Origin of the sequence: Stenotrophomonas sp. S39 (assembly GCF_016624665.1) — a bacterium.
Taxonomy (GTDB): Bacteria; Pseudomonadota; Gammaproteobacteria; order Xanthomonadales; family Xanthomonadaceae; genus Stenotrophomonas.
This window is the reverse complement of sequence record NZ_JACVTT010000045.1, coordinates 1-17,530: the sequence shown is the minus strand read 5'-3', so window position 1 is coordinate 17,530 and position 17,530 is coordinate 1. Positions and strand designations below refer to the sequence as shown.

General features: G+C 68.7%; 17 protein-coding genes and 1 pseudogene. 10 read left to right on the top strand and 8 right to left on the bottom strand.

Annotation, left to right across the window (positions count from 1 at the left end):
* The first annotated feature begins 67 nt into the window (after positions 1-67).
* From IAE41_RS12875 to accC, 4 genes and pseudogenes are all read left to right on the top strand, one after another.
* Positions 68-778, top strand: a pseudogene (locus tag IAE41_RS12875) (DOPA 4,5-dioxygenase family protein).
* A 414-nt stretch (positions 779-1,192) separates the two neighbouring features.
* Positions 1,193-1,636 carry a type II 3-dehydroquinate dehydratase gene (gene aroQ / locus IAE41_RS12870; protein ID WP_079223757.1) on the top strand — a complete coding sequence of 148 codons (444 nt, stop codon included), beginning with the start codon at positions 1,193-1,195 and terminating at the stop codon, positions 1,634-1,636.
* Positions 1,637-1,697: 61 nt separating this feature from the next.
* Positions 1,698-2,177 (top strand): acetyl-CoA carboxylase biotin carboxyl carrier protein, encoded by a 480-nt coding sequence (gene accB, locus IAE41_RS12865; protein WP_079223759.1) that lies wholly within the window; start codon positions 1,698-1,700, stop codon positions 2,175-2,177.
* A 10-nt stretch (positions 2,178-2,187) separates the two neighbouring features.
* Positions 2,188-3,555, top strand: a complete 1,368-nt coding sequence (accC, locus tag IAE41_RS12860; RefSeq protein ID WP_079223761.1) for an acetyl-CoA carboxylase biotin carboxylase subunit — start codon at positions 2,188-2,190, stop codon at positions 3,553-3,555.
* A gap of 135 nt (positions 3,556-3,690) precedes the next feature.
* Here accC and IAE41_RS12855 read toward each other — a convergent pair whose 3' ends face one another.
* Positions 3,691-4,065, bottom strand: a complete 375-nt coding sequence (locus tag IAE41_RS12855; RefSeq protein ID WP_079223772.1) for a hypothetical protein — start codon at positions 4,063-4,065, stop codon at positions 3,691-3,693.
* The gene (locus tag IAE41_RS12850; RefSeq protein ID WP_200733383.1) at positions 4,062-5,027 is read right to left on the bottom strand and encodes a hypothetical protein; all 966 of its coding nucleotides are present in this window, start codon (positions 5,025-5,027) and stop codon (positions 4,062-4,064) included. The genes IAE41_RS12855 and IAE41_RS12850 overlap by 4 nt, the downstream gene beginning before the upstream one ends.
* Before the next feature lie 163 nt (positions 5,028-5,190).
* Here IAE41_RS12850 and prmA point away from each other — a divergent pair, with 163 nt between their 5' ends.
* The 3 genes from prmA to fis all read left to right on the top strand — a co-directional run bounded on the left by prmA (position 5,191) and on the right by fis (position 7,311).
* Positions 5,191-6,111, top strand: a complete 921-nt coding sequence (gene prmA / locus IAE41_RS12845) for a 50S ribosomal protein L11 methyltransferase (RefSeq protein WP_200733399.1) — start codon at positions 5,191-5,193, stop codon at positions 6,109-6,111.
* 42 nt (positions 6,112-6,153) lie between these two features.
* Positions 6,154-6,921, top strand: a complete 768-nt coding sequence (locus tag IAE41_RS12840; protein ID WP_200733382.1) for a DUF3426 domain-containing protein — start codon at positions 6,154-6,156, stop codon at positions 6,919-6,921.
* 114 nt (positions 6,922-7,035) lie between these two features.
* Complete coding sequence (fis, locus tag IAE41_RS12835) at positions 7,036-7,311, top strand: DNA-binding transcriptional regulator Fis (protein ID WP_006397198.1); 276 nt, start codon at positions 7,036-7,038, stop codon at positions 7,309-7,311.
* Positions 7,312-7,614: 303 nt separating this feature from the next.
* Here the strand turns inward: fis and IAE41_RS12830 are convergent, their stop codons facing one another.
* Genes IAE41_RS12830 through IAE41_RS12805 form a run of 6 tightly spaced genes read right to left on the bottom strand, consistent with a single transcriptional unit; the run spans position 7,615 to position 13,421 of the window.
* Complete coding sequence (locus IAE41_RS12830; RefSeq protein WP_108747497.1) at positions 7,615-8,610, bottom strand: phosphatidate cytidylyltransferase; 996 nt, start codon at positions 8,608-8,610, stop codon at positions 7,615-7,617.
* On the bottom strand, positions 8,607-9,236 hold the full coding sequence (locus tag IAE41_RS12825; protein WP_079223777.1) for a lysophospholipid acyltransferase family protein: 630 nt from the start codon (positions 9,234-9,236) through the stop codon (positions 8,607-8,609). Before IAE41_RS12825 ends, IAE41_RS12830 begins: the two co-directional genes overlap by 4 nt.
* A gap of 12 nt (positions 9,237-9,248) precedes the next feature.
* Positions 9,249-9,686 (bottom strand): hypothetical protein, encoded by a 438-nt coding sequence (locus tag IAE41_RS12820; RefSeq protein ID WP_108759006.1) that lies wholly within the window; start codon positions 9,684-9,686, stop codon positions 9,249-9,251.
* Positions 9,683-11,017 carry a phosphatase PAP2/dual specificity phosphatase family protein gene (locus IAE41_RS12815; protein WP_200733381.1) on the bottom strand — a complete coding sequence of 445 codons (1,335 nt, stop codon included), beginning with the start codon at positions 11,015-11,017 and terminating at the stop codon, positions 9,683-9,685. Before IAE41_RS12815 ends, IAE41_RS12820 begins: the two co-directional genes overlap by 4 nt.
* Entirely contained in the window at positions 11,017-12,768 is a 1,752-nt protein-coding gene (locus tag IAE41_RS12810; RefSeq protein ID WP_079223780.1) for a bifunctional alpha/beta hydrolase/class I SAM-dependent methyltransferase, read from the bottom strand. The genes IAE41_RS12815 and IAE41_RS12810 overlap by 1 nt, the downstream gene beginning before the upstream one ends.
* 35 nt (positions 12,769-12,803) lie before the next feature.
* Positions 12,804-13,421, bottom strand: a complete 618-nt coding sequence (locus IAE41_RS12805) for a CDP-alcohol phosphatidyltransferase family protein (protein WP_200733380.1) — start codon at positions 13,419-13,421, stop codon at positions 12,804-12,806.
* Positions 13,422-13,602: 181 nt separating this feature from the next.
* On the opposite strand from IAE41_RS12805, the gene purH reads away from it, so the two are divergent.
* Genes purH through purD form a run of 3 tightly spaced genes read left to right on the top strand, consistent with a single transcriptional unit; the run spans position 13,603 to position 17,411 of the window.
* Complete coding sequence (purH, locus tag IAE41_RS12800; protein ID WP_079223782.1) at positions 13,603-15,186, top strand: bifunctional phosphoribosylaminoimidazolecarboxamide formyltransferase/IMP cyclohydrolase; 1,584 nt, start codon at positions 13,603-13,605, stop codon at positions 15,184-15,186.
* A 16-nt stretch (positions 15,187-15,202) separates the two neighbouring features.
* The gene (locus IAE41_RS12795) at positions 15,203-16,069 is read left to right on the top strand and encodes a hypothetical protein (RefSeq protein ID WP_200733379.1); all 867 of its coding nucleotides are present in this window, start codon (positions 15,203-15,205) and stop codon (positions 16,067-16,069) included.
* A 58-nt stretch (positions 16,070-16,127) separates the two neighbouring features.
* On the top strand, positions 16,128-17,411 hold the full coding sequence (gene purD / locus IAE41_RS12790; protein ID WP_200733378.1) for a phosphoribosylamine--glycine ligase: 1,284 nt from the start codon (positions 16,128-16,130) through the stop codon (positions 17,409-17,411).
* Positions 17,412-17,530 lie beyond the last annotated feature (119 nt).

The window sequence follows — 17,530 nt, the reverse complement described above, 5'->3', positions numbered from 1 at the left end:
CTGCTGCTTATTGGACGCTGCCAGCCACATCGCCGAGCGTGGCGCCTCTGCCATCAGGACGCTGGCCATGCCACCGCACACCCCTGCCCCACCTTTCGACGTAGCCGAAGATGCCCATTGGGCCGACCTGCTCTCGCCCGTGCGCCGGCGCCTGATCGCCTCGGCCGGCGTGGCCGTGGGCGGGCTGGCCACGGCCAGCGCTGCGAGCGCCGCCGCCAACACCACCGAGCCGGGCCAGCCAGGCTTCCGCCCGATCGTGCCGCCGCCCGCGCAGGGCCACAGCCCCTGAGGCCAGGACACGGCCGCCGAAGCGACGCCGCGCCCGGCCAGCGTGCGTCCGGGCGAATCGCCGCTGCCCAGCCGGCCGCGTGCCTATACCGCTATCAAGAGCTACCACGCACACATCTATTTCGACGAAGACAGCTACCAGAAGGCCGCCCTGCTGCGGCGCTGGGCGGCCGAGCGCTTCCCGGTGGAACTGGGCAACTGGAACCTGGAGCCGCGCGGCCCGCATGTCACGCCCTCGTTCTATTTCGGCTTCACCAACGATCTGCTGCCGGTGCTGGTGCCGTGGCTGCAGCTCAACAGCCTGGGCCTGACCATCCTCATCCACCCCAACACCGGCGATGGACGTGCCGACCACCTGCATTACGCGCTGTGGGTGAACCGCGCGCAGCCGGTGAACGCCTACAACTGGCCGGTGCCGGAACCCGGCGAGACCGAGGCACTGGAGGAGGTGTTCCCGAACGTGGTGCCGACGGTGCCGCTGGAGACGTGAGCGCAGGAGGCGGCCATCCACGCATGGCGTGGATCTACCGGGCGTGGGCGCGGGGGGTGGTCATCCACGCATGGCGTGGATCTACCGGGCGCGGGCGCGGGAGGCAGTCATCCACGCATGGCGTGGATCTACCGGGCGTGGGCGCGGGGGCCAGTCATCCACGCATGACGTGGATCTACCGGGCGCGGGCGCGGGGGGCCATCCACGCGTGGCGTGGATCTACGTCATCGTCGGCCTACGTGCGGGCATCCCCGCCGCGATGGCGTTCAGCGGGCCTTGATCCGCCGCCACCCATAGGGCCGCAAGCGCTTCCACGATTTTCAAACGATTGCTTTAAACACCTGCAATTTCGCCGAACTGGACAGCATCCGCAGGTTCCGCCAGACTGCCGCCCTTTCCCGTTGATCGGATTCCATGGCGAAGCTGCTGGTCCTGCACGGCCCCAACCTCAACCTGCTCGGTACCCGCGAGCCGGAGGTCTATGGGCACACCACGCTGGCCGACATCGACCAGGCGCTGGCCGCCCAGGCCGCTGCGGCCGGGCATGCGCTGGAAAGCCTGCAGTCCAACGCCGAACACGTGCTGGTGGACCGCGTGCAGGCCGCACGCACCGACGGTACCACGTTCATCCTGATCAACCCGGCTGCGTTCACCCACACCTCGGTGGCCCTGCGCGATGCGCTGGCGGCGGTGGCCGTGCCGTTCATCGAGATCCACCTGTCCAACCCGCACACCCGCGAACCGTTCCGCCAGCACAGCTATTTCAGTGACAAGGCAGTGGGCGTGGTGTGTGGCTTCGGCGCCGACAGCTACCGCTACGCGATGGACGCGGCGCTGCTGCGGGTGTCCGCCACCTGATTGTCGACCCGGGCGCCAGCCGGCGCTCCACCTCACCTAGATAGAAACCAAAGAGGCCCTCATGGATCTGCGCAAAATCAAGAAGCTGATCGACCTGCTGGAAGAGTCGAACCTGGCTGAAATCGAAATCAAGGAAGGCGAAGAGTCGGTGCGCCTGTCGCGCGCCCCGGTGGCCGGCTACGCCGCGCCGATGCCCGCCCCGGTGTACGCCGCACCAGCCGCCCCGGCTGCGCAGGCCATGCCGATGCAGTCGCCGACCGAAGCCTCCACCGGCGGCACCGCCAAGCCGGGCCCGGCCCTGCCGGAAGGCCACGTGCTGCGCTCGCCGATGGTCGGCACCTTCTATGCGTCGGCCGCTCCGGACAAGCCGGCGTTCGTCACCGTTGGCCAGCAGGTCAAGGAAGGCGAGACCCTGGCCATCATCGAAGCGATGAAGATGTTCAACCCGATCGAAGCCGACAAGTCCGGCACCATCGTCGCCATCCTGGGCGAGAACGGCCAGCCGGTGGAATTCGACCAGCCGCTGTTCGTGATCGGCTGAGGGGCACGCCATGCTCGACAAAGTCGTCATTGCCAACCGAGGGGAGATCGCGCTGCGCATCCTGCGCGCGTGCCACACCCTGGGCATCCGCACGGTGGCCGTGCACTCCACGGTCGACCGCAACCTCAAGCACGTGGCCATGGCCGACGAGTCGGTCTGCATCGGCCCGGCACCGTCGCCGCAGAGCTACCTCAACATCCCGGCGCTGATCGCTGCGGCCGAAGTCACCGACGCCCAGGCCATCCACCCGGGCTACGGCTTCCTGTCGGAGAACGCCGACTTCGCCGAGCGCGTGGAGGAGTCCGGCTTCATCTTCATCGGCCCCAAGGCCGACACCATCCGCATGATGGGTGACAAGGTTGAAGCCATCCGCGCGATGAAGTCCGCCGGCGTGCCGTGCGTGCCCGGTTCGGGCGGCCCGCTGGGCGAGGACATCGTCGCCAACACCAAGATCGCCCGTGAGATCGGCTACCCGGTCATCATCAAGGCGGCCGGTGGCGGCGGTGGCCGCGGCATGCGCGTGGTGCACGCCGAAGCCTCGCTGAAGACCTCGATCGAAACCACCAAGAGCGAGGCCAAGGCCGCGTTCGGCAATGGCGAGGTCTACATGGAGAAGTTCCTGGAGAACCCGCGCCACGTGGAGATCCAGGTGCTGGCCGACGGCCAAGGCAACGCCATCCACCTGGGTGAGCGCGACTGCTCGATGCAGCGCCGCCACCAGAAGGTGGTGGAAGAAGCACCGGCACCGGGCATCAGCGCCGAACAGCGCGAACAGATCGGCAAGGTCTGCACCGAAGCCTGCGTGCGCATCGGCTACCGTGGCGCCGGCACCTTCGAGTTCCTGTACGAAGACGGCCGCTTCTACTTCATCGAAATGAACACCCGCATCCAGGTGGAGCATCCGGTTACCGAAATGGTCACCGGCATCGACCTGGTGGCCGAGCAGCTGAAGATCGCCGCCGGCCAGAAGCTGTCGATCAAGCAGAGCGACGTGGTGCTCAGCGGCCATGCCATCGAATGCCGCATCAACGCCGAAGATGCTGAAACCTTCGTGCCGAGCCCGGGCACCATCACCGGCTTCCATCCGCCGGGCGGCCCCGGCGTGCGCGTGGACACCCACATCTACAGTGGCTACCGCGTGCCGTCGAACTACGACTCGATGATCGGCAAGCTGATCGTGCACGGCCCGGACCGCGAGACCGCCATCGCCCGCATGCGGGTGGCGCTGAGCGAAATGGTGGTGGACGGCATCAAGACCAACGTGGCCCTGCAGCAGCGCATCATGCGCGACAAGGGCTTCCAGGCGGGTGGGCAGAACATCCACTACCTGGAAAAGCGTCTGGCCGAGCGCAAGAACAAGCCGATCGCGCTGACCTGATCGGCGGCAGATGCTGGACACGAAAAGGGCGGGGATTTCCCCGCCCTTTTCTGTTGCCTGTTTCCTGTAGAGCCGAGCCCACGCTCGGCTTGCTGCAAGCGCAGCCGAGCGTGGGCTCGGCTCTACAGAATCGTGTCAGCGCTTGTCGGCGACTTCGGCAGGAATCTGCGTATCGGCCAGCGGACGCACGCCATTGGGCGAGGTCGGGTCAATGATCACCATCGTTTCGGTCGAACCATCGGGCCAGACCACCTGGAAGGTACTGCCCGCCGGCAGCGCAGCGAAGGGCGCGCCGCTCTGCGCGCGGTACACCGCGGCCACCTGGCTGGCACCGGCGCGGCGCACGTCTTCCTGCGCCTTCACCGAGGTCAGTTCAACCTTGGAAAGGTGCCGGTAGCGATCCTCGTAGGTGTCGATCATCAGCAGGCCAACGGCGCCAGCCGAATACGCGACAAACAACGCCACCCAGAACCAGAACTTGGCCCCGTGCAGGAATCGACGGTAATTCATTGCCCGTTCCTCTTTCCAATCAATTGCTTGATCCATTCGTTCATCTTCCCCGCACCTTGCCGCGATACCGCAGCGTCATACACGAAATCCTGGAAATCCTGTGTCCCATCCTGCGAACAGATCCCTCCGTTCGCGCAGTAACTGTTCATCAGCACGCTGTCGGCCCCACAAGGTAGGCCGAGTTGGCAGGCCGCAACCCGCCATGCCATCTCACTGAGCTGTTCACCGGCCACCATGTCCACCAGCGCCTTGTCGCCGGCAGCGCGCGTGCCCATGCCCGGCGCCAGAGCCATGTAGGCCTCCGGATCGCGCGAGGTACGCACGCGTTCGACCAGGTCACGGCGGTACTGCTCGTTGCTGTGCAGCGGCTCGCCCTCGGCGAACAGCGCCGCTTCGGCGGCGAGGTTGCCCTGCAGGGCTGCACGGCGGCGTTCGTTGAACACCAGCGACGGCCCCAGCTTGTCACCCGGCACGAAACCGCCGCAGCGCTGGGCCACGCGTTCGCGCGCCTGCACCATCGCCGGTGCCGCGCTCAGGCCCAGGCCAGCCAGCACGTTGTTGTCCAGGCGGTAGCCACCCGGGTCGACCGCATACTGCGCGCAGTAGTCGTAGACCCGGCTGAGCATCCAGCGCGCTTCGTGGTTGCCCTGCTCGGCCTGCACCTTCAGCCGCTGCGCGTAGGCGAACAGATCGGTCTCGCCCTCGATGTCGGCGCGGATATCCAGCGGCAGGCCCGAAGGCAATGCGGCGCTGCGCTCGAAGCCGGCCAGGCGGCGCGCGAGCGCCTCGGGCATCACCGGCTCCAGTGCTTCCTGCACCGTGGCCGTCGATACGGCCAACGGTTCGCCGACATCCACCTGCGCGGCATGGCCATGGCCGCTGGCCCGATAACCGGCCACGCCCAGCACGGCCACGGCCGGCAGCACGAGCAACCAGGTTTTCAGGGTCGGGGCGAGGGCCATCGGCGGTCGGTTACGGCACGTCGGGCAGGAAAGCGCCAAGTCTAGCAAGGCCCGGGAGGCATGTCTGAACCGGTCTCGTTCAGCCTGGGTCGGCATCTCAGAGCATACGGAGACGGCCGGATGGTCTAGCATGGCCCCCTTTCCCGCGATTGCCCCCACCGCCATGCCGTTCCTGGAACTGACCCTGCGCTGCACCGAAGCCACCCAGCCCCGCTATGAAAACGCGCTGGAGGACGTGGGCGCGCTGGCGGTCACCCTGCTCGATGCCGAGGCCGACACCAGCAACGAGCAGGCCATCCTCGAGCCGGGCGTGGGCGAGACGCCGCTGTGGGACACCCTGGTGCTGAGCGCGCTGTTCCCGGCCGACAGCAACGCGCTGCTGCTGCTGGCTGCGCTGGAGGCGTTCGACCCGGAACTGGACTGGACCGGCGGCAGCTTCCGCGCGGTCGAGGACGAAGACTGGGAACGCGCCTGGCTGGACCAGTTCCAGCCGATGGATTTCGGCAGCCGCACCTGGATCGTGCCGTGGAACCATGAGCTGCCGGAGGCCGCGCAGGCCGCCGACGCCGCCGTGGTGCGCCTGGACCCGGGCCTGGCCTTCGGTTCGGGTACCCACCCGACCACCGCGCTGTGCCTGCGCTGGCTGGACCAGCTGGCCGTGAATGGCGTGCTGCAGGGCCAGCGCGTGCTCGACTTCGGCTGTGGCTCGGGCATCCTCGCCCTGGCCGCGCTGAAGCTGGGCGCCGCCGAGGCCATCGGCGTGGACAACGACCCGCAGGCGCTGATCGCCACCGCCGACAACGCCGAGCGCAACGGCGAACTGGCCCGCATGCACGTCTACCTGCCGCAGGACGAACCGGTGGCCACCTACCCGATCGTGGTCGCCAACATCCTCGCCTCGGCGCTGGATGCGCTGGCCGAACTGCTGGCCGCACGCGTTGCTGCCGGTGGCCGCATCGCGCTGTCGGGCATCCTGCATGGCCAGGAAGGCGAACTGCTGCAACGCTATGCCGCGTGGTTCGACGACCTGCAGGCCACCCAGGATGGCGATTGGATGCGCATCACCGGCGTACGCCGCGCCTGATCGTGGTTGAATGACGGCTGGATCCGAGCCCGCGCCCTGAGCATGTCCGAGCCGAACCCGCCGCGTCGTCCGCTTGCCGCCTTCCTGCGTTCCGCGCCGGGAGCCGATGCGCCGCCCGGGACCGGGCAGGCGCAGGACCCCGCTGACGACACGACGGATGCCACCGACGATCAGACGGCGCCGTTCGAACTGCCGGCCGAACCGGTGGTGGACACACCGCCACCGCCGCAGACGCGACAGTCCGATGACACTGTCATCGAACCGTCCTCCCGCATCGACGCGCCTGCGTCGGTCACACCCGCAAGCGATGCACCCAGTTTCCTCGGCGCCCGCCCGCGTGCCCTGCCGACGCCGCGCTGGCACTGGGCCCTGGTAGCCGTGCTGGCATTGCTGCTGGTGCTGCAGAGCGTGCTGGCCGACAGAACGCGATTGGCGGCCGATGCCGGCCACCGCCCATGGCTCAGTGCGCTGTGCGGCGTCCTGCGCTGCAGCCTGCCCACATGGCGCGAACCGACTGCATTGACCATGACCAGCCGCGAGATCCGCCCGTTGCCCGGGCAGGCCGGCGTACTGCAGGTGCAGGCCAGCATCCGCAATGATGCGCGCTGGGCGCAGGCATGGCCCGACCTGCGCCTGTCATTGGCCGATGCCGATGGCCGGGTGATCGGCACCGGTGTGTTCCCGCCCGCGCAGTACCTGGGCGAAAACCCGGGCGCGGCACTGCTGGAACCGGGGCAGAGCGCCCGCATCGCCTTCCGTGTGCAGGAGCCGGCAGCCTCCACGGTCGCATTCACCTTCGAGTTCCTTTGATCGGGACGAAGGCGTCCAGCCGTGGCAGGTCGGGCACGCTCGCGCTAGACTGGCCGCCTCCACCTCGTCCGGCCGCGCGCTCCGCGCGCACGGGCCACCGAATCGGGAACCCCCTTGAACGCTGTCCTTTCTCGTCCTGACAACAGTCGTGGCGCTGCCCGGCCACCGCTGCGTGAACACGTCGCCCAGTCCGTGCGCCGCTACCTGCGTGACCTCGATGGCTGCGACGCGGACGATGTCTACGAGATCGTGCTGCGCGAGATGGAGATTCCGCTGTTCGTGGAAGTACTCAACCACTGCGAAGGCAACCAGAGCCGCGCCGCCGCGATGCTGGGCATCCACCGCGCGACCCTGCGCAAGAAGCTGAAGGAATACGGCATCAGCGCGTAAGCGCGCGCCGCCGGGCATGGCCCGGCGCTACCGATGCCCGCCCGGTAGATCCACGCCATGCGTGGATGAACGCCCGGCACGATCAGCCCACCCCACCGGCCGGTAGATCCACGCCATGCGTGGATGAACGCCCGACGAAATCACGATCAGGGTCAGAGCCCTTCGCCGTGCGAAGGGATCCGACCCCGGCTTGATCACCCGCCGCCCGCCTGTAGATCCACGCCATGCGTGGATGAACGCCCGACGGAATCGCGATCAGGGTCAGAGCCCTTCGCTGTGCGAAGGGATGCGCCCCCGGGCTGATCAGCCCACGCCACCGGCCTTCCAGTAATACCGCACCACATGGAAGAACACCGGCGCGGCGAAGCACACCGAGTCCAGCCGGTCGAGCATGCCGCCATGGCCCTCGATCATGTGGCCCCAATCCTTGATGCCGCGGTCGCGCTTGATCGCCGACATCACCAGGCCACCCCAGAATCCCATCAGGTTGATCAGCAGCGACAGCCCGAACGCCTGCAGCGGCGTGAACGGGGTGATCCACCACAGCGCCGCACCCAGCGCGCTGGCACTCAGCACGCCGCCCACGAATCCTTCCACCGTCTTCGACGGCGACAGCTTCGGCGCGATCAGGCGCTTGCCCAGCAGCTTGCCCCAGATGTACTGAAGCACGTCGGAGGACTGCACCACGATCACCAGGAAGGCGAACAGCAGTACGTTGCGCGACGGATCGTGGCCGGGCACGTGCAGGTTCAGCAGCAGCGGCACGTGCGAGATGCAGAACACGCAGATCATCAGCCCCCACTGCACCTTGGCCGTACGCTCCAGGTAGTGCGTGGTGTCACCACCGATGGTCGACAGGATCGGCAGGAACAGGAACGCGTAGACCGGAATCAGCAGCGTGTACATGCCGTACCAGTCGATCCACACCAGGTAGTACTGCCACGGCAGCACGATGTAGAACGCCGCCAGCAGCGCGTAGTAGTCACCCGAGCGGGTCGGCGCCAGGGTGATGAATTCGCGCAGCGCGAACAGCGAGATGATGGCGAACAGCACGATCACCCCGGCGCGGCCGAACAGCAGCGCACCGCCGACCACGATCGCCATCACCCACCACGCGCGGATGCGCGAAACGAGATTGGCGATGACCGCACTGGGATTGCCGCGCTGGCGCCAACGCAGGGTTTCGGACACCAGCGTGGCCAGCACCAGCACCGCGCCGACACCGGCAAACAGCAGGCCGGTCTGCTGGCCCACGCTCTGCGTGGCCAGATCACCGGAGACATCCAGCAGGAAACTCATGCGCGGCCTCCGTTCGGTGCCAGGTCCAGCAGCGCCTGCCGGCTGCGCGCCAGGAACGCCGCCTTGTCCTCATCGGCCTGCAACCGCAGCGGCGTGCCGAACGTGGCCGTGCACAGCAGCGGCAGCGGCAGGAAACGCCCCTTGGGCATCACCCGCTTGAGGTTGTCGATCCACACCGGTACGAACTCCAGTTCCGGGCGCTGCCGCGCCAGATGATAGATGCCACTCTTGAACGGCAGCAGCGGTTCATCACCGATGTTGCGCGTGCCTTCGGGGAACAGGATCAACGAGCATCCCTCGTCCACCGCATCGCGCAGCCCCTGCAACGGATCCTGCTGGCGGCGCGCAGCATCGCGCTCGACCAGCACGCCGTTGAACACCGCATCGATCAGGTAGCGGCGCAGCGCATCGCCCTGCCAGTACTCGGCAGCAGCCACCGGCCGCACCTGGCGCCGCAGTGCCGGCGGCATCGACGACCAGATCAGCACGAAATCGCCATGGCTGGCGTGGTTGCCGTAATACACGCGGTGCTCGCTGGACGGCGCACAGCCGATCCACAGCGCGCGCGCCCCGGTCACTACATGGATCGCGCCACTGCAGGCACGGGCGATCAGTTCAGCAAACATCGACACCTCCGCTCAGGTCTGCGGCCACAGCACGGCCAGCAGCAGCACCGAAAACTGCAGCAGCGTGGCCACGTACTGGCGCACCAGCAGGCGGCGCATGCCGATCCAGCGTGCCTCCCAGCCGCGCACGGGCGCCTGCGCATCGCGGCGACGCAGGCCGGCGGTGTGCAGGGCCGCGTCCACCCGCTCGGCGGCGGCATCACCCTGCAGGTGCTCGCGCAGCAGCAGCTGCAGCAGGCTGGCGTCCAGCTGCACCCGAACCGCGTAATACGCCTGCACCACGCCCACTGCCACGCTCAGCAGCAGCAGGCCGGCGGCGAACATCGCCAGCCCAGGCTCCACCCCCAGCAGCAACAGCGCCACCAGCAGCAGGCCCAGTGACAGCGCGGCGGGCAGCCGGCCCTGGCGCAGCAGCAGGTGCATCATCGGCAGATCGGCAGCGGTGCTCATGCGGTGCTCTCCGGTGCGGCGGCGGCCGCGATGGCCTGTAGATGAACGTCATGCAGGACGATGGACGGCCGCGCAGCACGCACCCGGGCCACGGCCTCGGCGGCGCTGCAGACCCGCCCGGTCCGCAGCAGCCAGGTGGCTACGCTGGCCGCGCTGCGCGAGTAGCCCAGCGCGCAGCACACCAGCAGCGGCCCGTGCGCGCGCAGGCGCTCGATCGCATCGGCAGCTTCAGCCAGCTGCGCGGGAGACGGCACCACCAGGTCCAGCATCGGCACGCTGGCATAGCCCGCGCCCGGCGCGTGGCAGGACAGTTCGGCGCAGGTATCGACCACGCCGCGCAACGGGGCAGGCAGTGCCGCGCAGGGAATGCGTCCCAGCCACACCCCGCCGGCCACCTCCACCGGCTGCGGCGCACCTCGCGTCCACAGCCGCGAATTGATCCAGGCCGCCGCCAGGTAAGGTGCCAGCAGCCAGCGCGCGGCCATGGTCAGCCGCCCATCGGCGCGCTTCTGGAACACCGCCGTGCCCAGCCCGGCATAGGCCAGCGCCACCAGCAGCAGCGACACCACCGGCCAAAGCAGCCACAGCGCCGCGCCCCCCAGCAGCAGCACCGGCACCAGCAGCGCCGCCGCGCCCAGCAGATAGAACGACGCCAGGCGCCACCGCTTCGGCGCGCGTGCCATGCGCCAGGCGCGCAGTGGCGGGGTGCCCTGCTCCGGCCACAGCCACACGCACAGCCAGCCGGCCAGCAGGCCCGTAGGCACATCGATGAAGTGGTGCTGGAAGGTGGTCAGCACCGAAACACCGATCAGCAGCGCCCACGCGTGCAGCAGCCAGCGCCATGCGCCCTGCAGGTACTGCGCGTACTTCACCCACAGCACGATGAGCAGCACGATGTGCAGCGACGGCGCCTGGTTGAACGGCTTGTCGAAACCCAGCAGCACATCGAACAGCCAGCCGAACACGCCGCCAATCTCCGGCCGTTCAAAGCTGAAGCGCAGCGGCCACAGCAGGAAGCAGGCCACCGCGATCAGCTGCGCACTGAACAGCCGCAGCGCGTGCCGGTCCAGCTCGAGGCGCTGCCGGCACAGGAAGAACGAGATCGCGTAGAACAGGTCGATCGACCAGTACGGCACGATCGTCCACGGCACGAACGGAATGTGCGATTCCCAGGCGAACGCCATCACCGGCAGCACGGCGTGGCGCCCGGCCATCCAGTTGGCGAAGCCATAGCTGGCGAAGAAGAACGGACCCAGCAGCACCAGCCACAGCAGGGCGCGCCGCCAGGGGCGCCCTGCCGCGGCCAGCGGGGTGGCAGCCAGCGTCGCCATCACGCGGTCCGGCGCGCCAGCGACACGGTGAAGATGCCGAACTCGTCGATGCGCTGGGCCACCTTCTCGAAACCGGCCAGGCGCACCAGCTCATCCATTTCCTGCTGGGTACGACGGCGCATCACCCACGCCGCACCACCGCGGTGGCTGGTCAGCGCGCGGGCGATGAATTCCAGCTGCGGGTGCCAGGGCTGGCCGGTATAGGCCAGGTAGCCGCCCACCGGCACGGTCGCGGCGATGCCCTGCAGCGAACGCAGCACCGCATCGTTGTCGGGGAACAGTTCGTACAGGCCCGACACCACCGCCAGCGTCGGCGCCGGGTCGACCTGCGCCAGCTGTGCCGGGTCGAACGCATCGCCCTGTTCGAAGCGGGCGATGTCGGCCGCGCCGAGGCGCTCGATCAAGGCCTGGCCCTGGGTCACGTTCAACGCGCTGAAATCACGCAGCACGATGCGTTCGGCGCGCTGCTCGCCCTGGCCCAGCGCTTCCAGCACGTAGCGGCCATGGCCGGCCGCCACGTCCAGCACGCGCACCGGCGTGCCCTGCCCGCGCAGGCGCTGGGCGGCATCGCGCAGCAGTTCCTGCAGGTGCTGGCCGCGGATGCGGATGCCGCGCCAGCCGATCGCATCCAGATAGTTGCGGTCGACCATGCGCCCCAGCGGGCCCTTGCCGCGTGCTTCGTCGCGGTAGATGTAATCCAGCGTGCTGCCCGAATCGAAGCCGGTCTGCAGGCCCAGGGCGATGCCCTCGGAGAGCGTGCCGCCGACCCGCAGGCCACCACGCACCACGCGCCAGCGCAGGTCGGCCAGGCTGTTGCGCTCCGGCGGCCAGGCCAGGATCTCCGACTCTTCGAAGGTCGGCCCATGGCGGTGCGCATCGCGGCGCGACAGCTCGCGCAGCGGTTCGGCGAAGCGCGCCTGGATGAAGCTGCGGATGCGCGCCAGTGCCGGCGCGCGATCACGTTCGCCCAGCGTGTCATGGAAGAAGCCCGGCAGGTGCACGCGCTCCTTGATCGGGCTGGACAGGCGCTCGTAGAAGCGGTCCTGCGGGCCACGGTGCACGACGAAATCCGAGCCGGACACCAGCAGCTGCACCGGCACGCTGATCGCCTGCGCATCGGCGACGATGCGGTCGGCGGCCTCGTACAGGCCCAGCAGCACGCGCACCGAGATCGGCCGGGTGATCAGCGGGTCGGTGCGGTAGCTTTCCACCCGCGCCGGATCGTGGGTCAGCCACTGCGGCTTGACGTAGCTGTTGACGAAGAAGTTGCCGCGCAGCTTCTGCATCAGGCCCAGCCCCGCCCGTGCGAACGGCACGTACAGCTTCACCTTGAACGCCGGCGAAGCCATCACCAGTGCGCGCAGGCGCGGCGCGTAGTCATGCACCCAGGTGGCGGCAACCACGGCGCCCACGCTCTGCGCGATCACCACGATGTCCTCCACCGCGATGCCATGCTCGGCACCGATGTGGGCGATGAAGCTGTCCAGGTCGCGCACCAGCGCCGGGAAACCCGGGGCATCACCGCGCGCGCCCGGCGAACGGCCGTTGCCACGTGCATCCCAGGCGAAGAAGGCGGTGTCGGGCAGGTCCAGCTCATCGACCAGGTGGGTGACCCGCCCGGAATGTTCGTGGCCGCGATGCAGCAGCACGATGGCCCTGGCCGGCGTGGTGGTCGTGGTGCTCGCCCAGTACCGGTAGAACAGCGGTACCTGGTCGAAGCTGTGGAATTCCCGCTCCTGCGCCTGACGCATGCAATCTCCAGATTGTCTTTTTGGTTTGTAGTTGATTACTGCGGCGGAAGCGCCGCTTCCTGCAGCCCGCGGCGGACGCGGTTGATCATCGTCAGCACGCACAGTGCGGCCATGGCCGCAGCCACGCCAGTGACCGTCATCGCGCCAACCCACCCGAACGCCAGCAGCAGGCCCAGCGCACCGATCACGAAGGCGCGGTCGCTCTTGCCCATCGGGCCGTCATAGCGGCGGCTGGCACCGACCATCAGCCCCAGTACGCCGGCGTATTCGCTCAGCGCCGCGGTCCAGGCCAGCAGCCACAGCGCCTCGGGGCGCACGCCCGGCACGCTGAGCAGGCTCAGGTACAGCGCCGCATCGGCGATCACATCGCACAACTCGTTCAGGTAGGCGCCCAGCTTCGACTGCTGGCCGAACTCGCGGGCGAGCATGCCGTCCACGGCGTTGAGCGCCATGCGCAGCAGCATCCACAGCGGCAGCAGCAGGTACAGCAGCGGCTGCGCGGGCGCGCAGCACCACACTGCGGCGGCCACCAGCAGCGAGACCACGGCGGCGGCCACGGTCACCGTGTTGGCGGTGATGCCGAGGCGGTAGAGCCCGCGCACGGCCGGACGCAAGAGGTCCTGGAAACGTCCTTTCAATGCATAGATCGACACGATCTGAACCCGCAACTCCTTGGCAGTTCCGGCATAGCCTACCCCATGGCGTGTTCAGCCCGGCATGCCGATGCAGGCCGTTTTCCCCTGCCGGGGCCAGCAAAGCGCGCCGACAGCGCCCGCCACCGGCCCCCACGAACTACAATATCGGCCCCGCTCCGCTGCCGATTGCCCTGTCCCCATGACTGCTGATCTGTTGCCCGTCCGTCGGGCCCTCCTCTCCGTTTCCGACAAGACCGGCCTGGCCGAGCTGGCCACCGCGCTGGCTGCACGCGGCGTGGAGCTGCTGTCCACCGGCGGCACCGCCAAGGCCATTCGCGACATGGGCCTGGCCGTGAAGGACGTGGCCGACGTCACCGGTTTCCCGGAAATGATGGATGGCCGGGTCAAGACCCTGCATCCGATGGTGCACGGCGGCCTGCTCGGCCGTTCGGGCCTGGATGACGCGGTGATGGCCGAGCACGGCATCGGCGCCATCGACCTGCTGGTGCTGAACCTGTATCCGTTCGAATCGGTCACCGCCAAGGCCGACTGCACCCTGGCCGACGCGGTGGAGAACATCGACATCGGCGGCCCGGCCATGCTGCGCTCGGCGGCCAAGAACTTCGCCCGCGTGGCGGTGGCCACCGACCCGTCGCAGTACGCCGAACTGCTGGCCTCGCTGGAGGCCAACAACGGCCAGCTGTCGGCCAGCACCCGCTTCGCGTTCTCGGTGGCGGCGTTCAACCGCGTCGCCCAGTACGACGCGGCGATCAGCAACTACCTGTCGGCGGTCACCGCCACCGATGCCGCCGTGCCGGCCCGTGCCGAGTACCCGGCGCAGATGAACTCCACCTTCGTGAAGGTGATGGACCTGCGCTACGGCGAGAACCCGCACCAGAGCGGCGCGTTCTATCGCGACCTGTACCCGGTGCCGGGCACCCTGGCCACGTTCCAGCAGCTGCAGGGCAAGGAACTGAGCTACAACAACCTGGCCGATGCCGATGCGGCGTGGGAATGCGTGCGCCAGTTCGATGCGCCGGCCTGCGTCATCGTCAAGCATGCCAACCCGTGCGGCGTGGCCGTCGGTGCCGGCAACGGCGATGCCTACGAGCTGGCCTACGCCACCGACCCGACCAGCGCCTTCGGCGGCATCATCGCCTTCAACAAGCCGCTCGACGCGGCCACTGCGAAGGTCATCCTCGACCGCCAGTTCGTCGAAGTGCTGATCGCCCCGGACTACGAGCCGGCCGCGCTGGAATACGCGCAGAAGAAGGCCAACGTGCGCGTGCTGCGCATCCCGCACGGTGATGGCCTGAACAACTTCGACAGCAAGCGCGTGGGCTCGGGCCTGCTGCTGCAGTCGTCGGACAACCGCGGCATGACCCGCGACGAACTGAAGGTGGTCAGCAAGCTGGCGCCGACCGACAAGCAGTTCACCGACCTGCTGTTCGCCTGGAAGGTGGCCAAGTTCGTGAAGTCCAATGCGATCGTCTATGCCAAGGACAACCGCACGATCGGCGTCGGCGCCGGGCAGATGAGCCGCGTCTATTCCGCGCGCATCGCCGGCATCAAGGCGGCCGATGCAAACCTGGTGGTGGAAGGTTCGGTGATGGCCTCCGATGCGTTCTTCCCGTTCCGCGACGGCATCGATGCCGCAGCGGCCGCCGGCATCAAGGCGGTCATCCAGCCGGGCGGTTCGATGCGCGACGCCGAAGTGATCGCCGCCGCCGACGAACATGGCCTGGCCATGGTGTTCACCGGCGTTCGCCACTTCCGCCACTGATCCTGGAGCGACACGGATGTCCGCAGTTTCGATCAAACCCCTGCTCCTGCCCGCCCTGCTGGGCGCGGTCCTGCTGGCCGGCTGCAAGCCGGCCGCCCAGCCGGCACCCGCCACTGCCCCGCACGCAGAGACGCCCGCCGCGGGCAGCACCGCAGCGGCCGGGCATGCCAGCCGTACCGCGCGCCTGCAGGCCTTCCTGACGGCGCGCTACGGCAAGGACGCGCAACTGTCCGGCGACTGGCGCGGCAGCTGGGCGCAGGACGGTGACAGCCGCCCGGTGGACTGGGCGGTGTGCGCCGAGCAGCCGGTGGTGAACGGTGACAGCTGGCAGCAGCTGCTGGCGGTGTGCGGCGAAGTGGCCGACGCCGGCCATGCCGACGCGGGCACCATCGACTTCTACGTGCTGCGCCCGGCCGCCGACAGCTTCGAGGTGGCGGCCGAGCTGACCGGCGGCACCTACGGCAGCAGCGGCCGCCCGGGCAGCGTCGAGATCCTGCGCTTCGGCAGCGATTTCTACGGCTTCCGCAACGTCAGCGGCTGGTACGGCCAGGGCTACTCGCTGCAGACGCAGAGCTTCATCCTGCCCGGCCCGAACGGGCTGCTGGACGCGGGCAGCGTGCGCAGCCACATCGACAACACCGCAGCCTACGACTGCGACGACGCCGAACAGGCCGAAGACTGCCGCACCCGCATGTTCGACTTCGACTTCGAACTGCGCATGGACGACAGCAACCGCAGCGCGCGCATCTGGCCGCTGCTGATCGAGGAAACCGGCAGCAGCTGTGGCGGCAACAACGTGCGCCGCACGCACCGCTTCACGCTGGACCCGAAGACCTGGACCTATTCCTTCCCCGACGCGCTGCAACGCGAGGGCTGCGAGTGAACCACGCGCGCCGCCGGGGACATCGCCCTTCCCTTCCCACGCAATCTGGAATCTCGTGATGAACGTACTTGTCATCGGCTCTGGCGGCCGCGAACACGCCCTGGCATGGAAGCTGGCCCAGTCCTCCCGTGTCACCGAAGTGATCGTGGCGCCCGGCAATGCCGGCACCGCCACCGAAGACAAGTGCCGCAACGTGGCGGTGAAGGTGACCGACATCGACGGCCTGCTGGCGCTGGCCCAGGCCGAAGGCGTGGCGCTGACCGTGGTTGGCCCGGAAGTGCCGCTGGTGGCCGGCGTGGTCGATCGTTTCCGCGCCGCCGGCCTGCGCATCTTCGGGCCGACCGCCGCCGCCGCGCAGCTGGAAGGCAGCAAGGCGTACGCCAAGGATTTCCTGGCCCGCCACAACATCCCCACCGCGTTCTATGCCGTGCACACCGAGGTGGACGCTGCGCTGGCCTACATCCGCGAGAAGGGCGCACCGATCGTGGTCAAGGCCGATGGCCTGGCCGCTGGCAAGGGCGTGATCGTGGCGATGACCCAGGCCGAGGCCGAGGATGCGGTGCGTGACATGCTCTCGGGCAACGCCTTTGGCGACGCCGGCGCGCGCGTGGTCATCGAGGAATTCCTCGATGGCGAGGAAGCCAGCTTCATTTCGATGGTCGATGGCGTGCACGCGCTGCCGATGGCCACCTCGCAGGACCACAAGCGCGTGGGCGACGGCGATACCGGCCCGAACACCGGCGGCATGGGCGCCTACTCGCCTGCGCCGGTGGTGACCCCGGAAGTGCATGCCCGGGTGATGCGCGAGGTCGTCAACCCGACCGTGCAGGGCATGATCGCCGATGGCATCCCGTTCACCGGCTTCCTCTATGCCGGCCTGATGATCGATGCCAGCGGCGCGCCGAAGGTGATCGAGTTCAACGTGCGCTTCGGCGACCCGGAAACCCAGCCGGTGATGCTGCGCCTGCAGTCGGACCTGGTGGACCTGGTGGAAGCGGCCATCGATGGCCGCCTGGACCAGGTGGACGCGCAGTGGGATCCACGTCCGTCGCTGGGCGTGGTGCTGGCCGCAAAGCCTTACCCGGAAGCGCCGATCACCGGTGACGTGATCTCCGGCCTGGACGCCGTGCCCGCCAATGCCAAGGTGTTCCATGCCGGCACCACGCTGGATGCACAGGGCCAGGTGCTCAGCGCCGGCGGCCGCGTGCTGTGCGTGGCCGCGCTGGGCGACAGCGTGCGCGACGCGCAGGCCAATGCCTATGCCGGCGTGGCCAAGGTGACGTGGGCCAACGAGTTCCACCGCACCGACATCGGCTGGCGCGCGATCGCACGCGAGGGCTGAGGCCCGCGCGATATCAGGGCAGCCACGCCTGGCGTGGCTCTACTGGGTGCGGTGGGGGCCCCCCCCCCGGGGGGGGGCCGGGGGGGGGGGGGGGGGGGGGGGGGGGGGGGGGGGGGGGG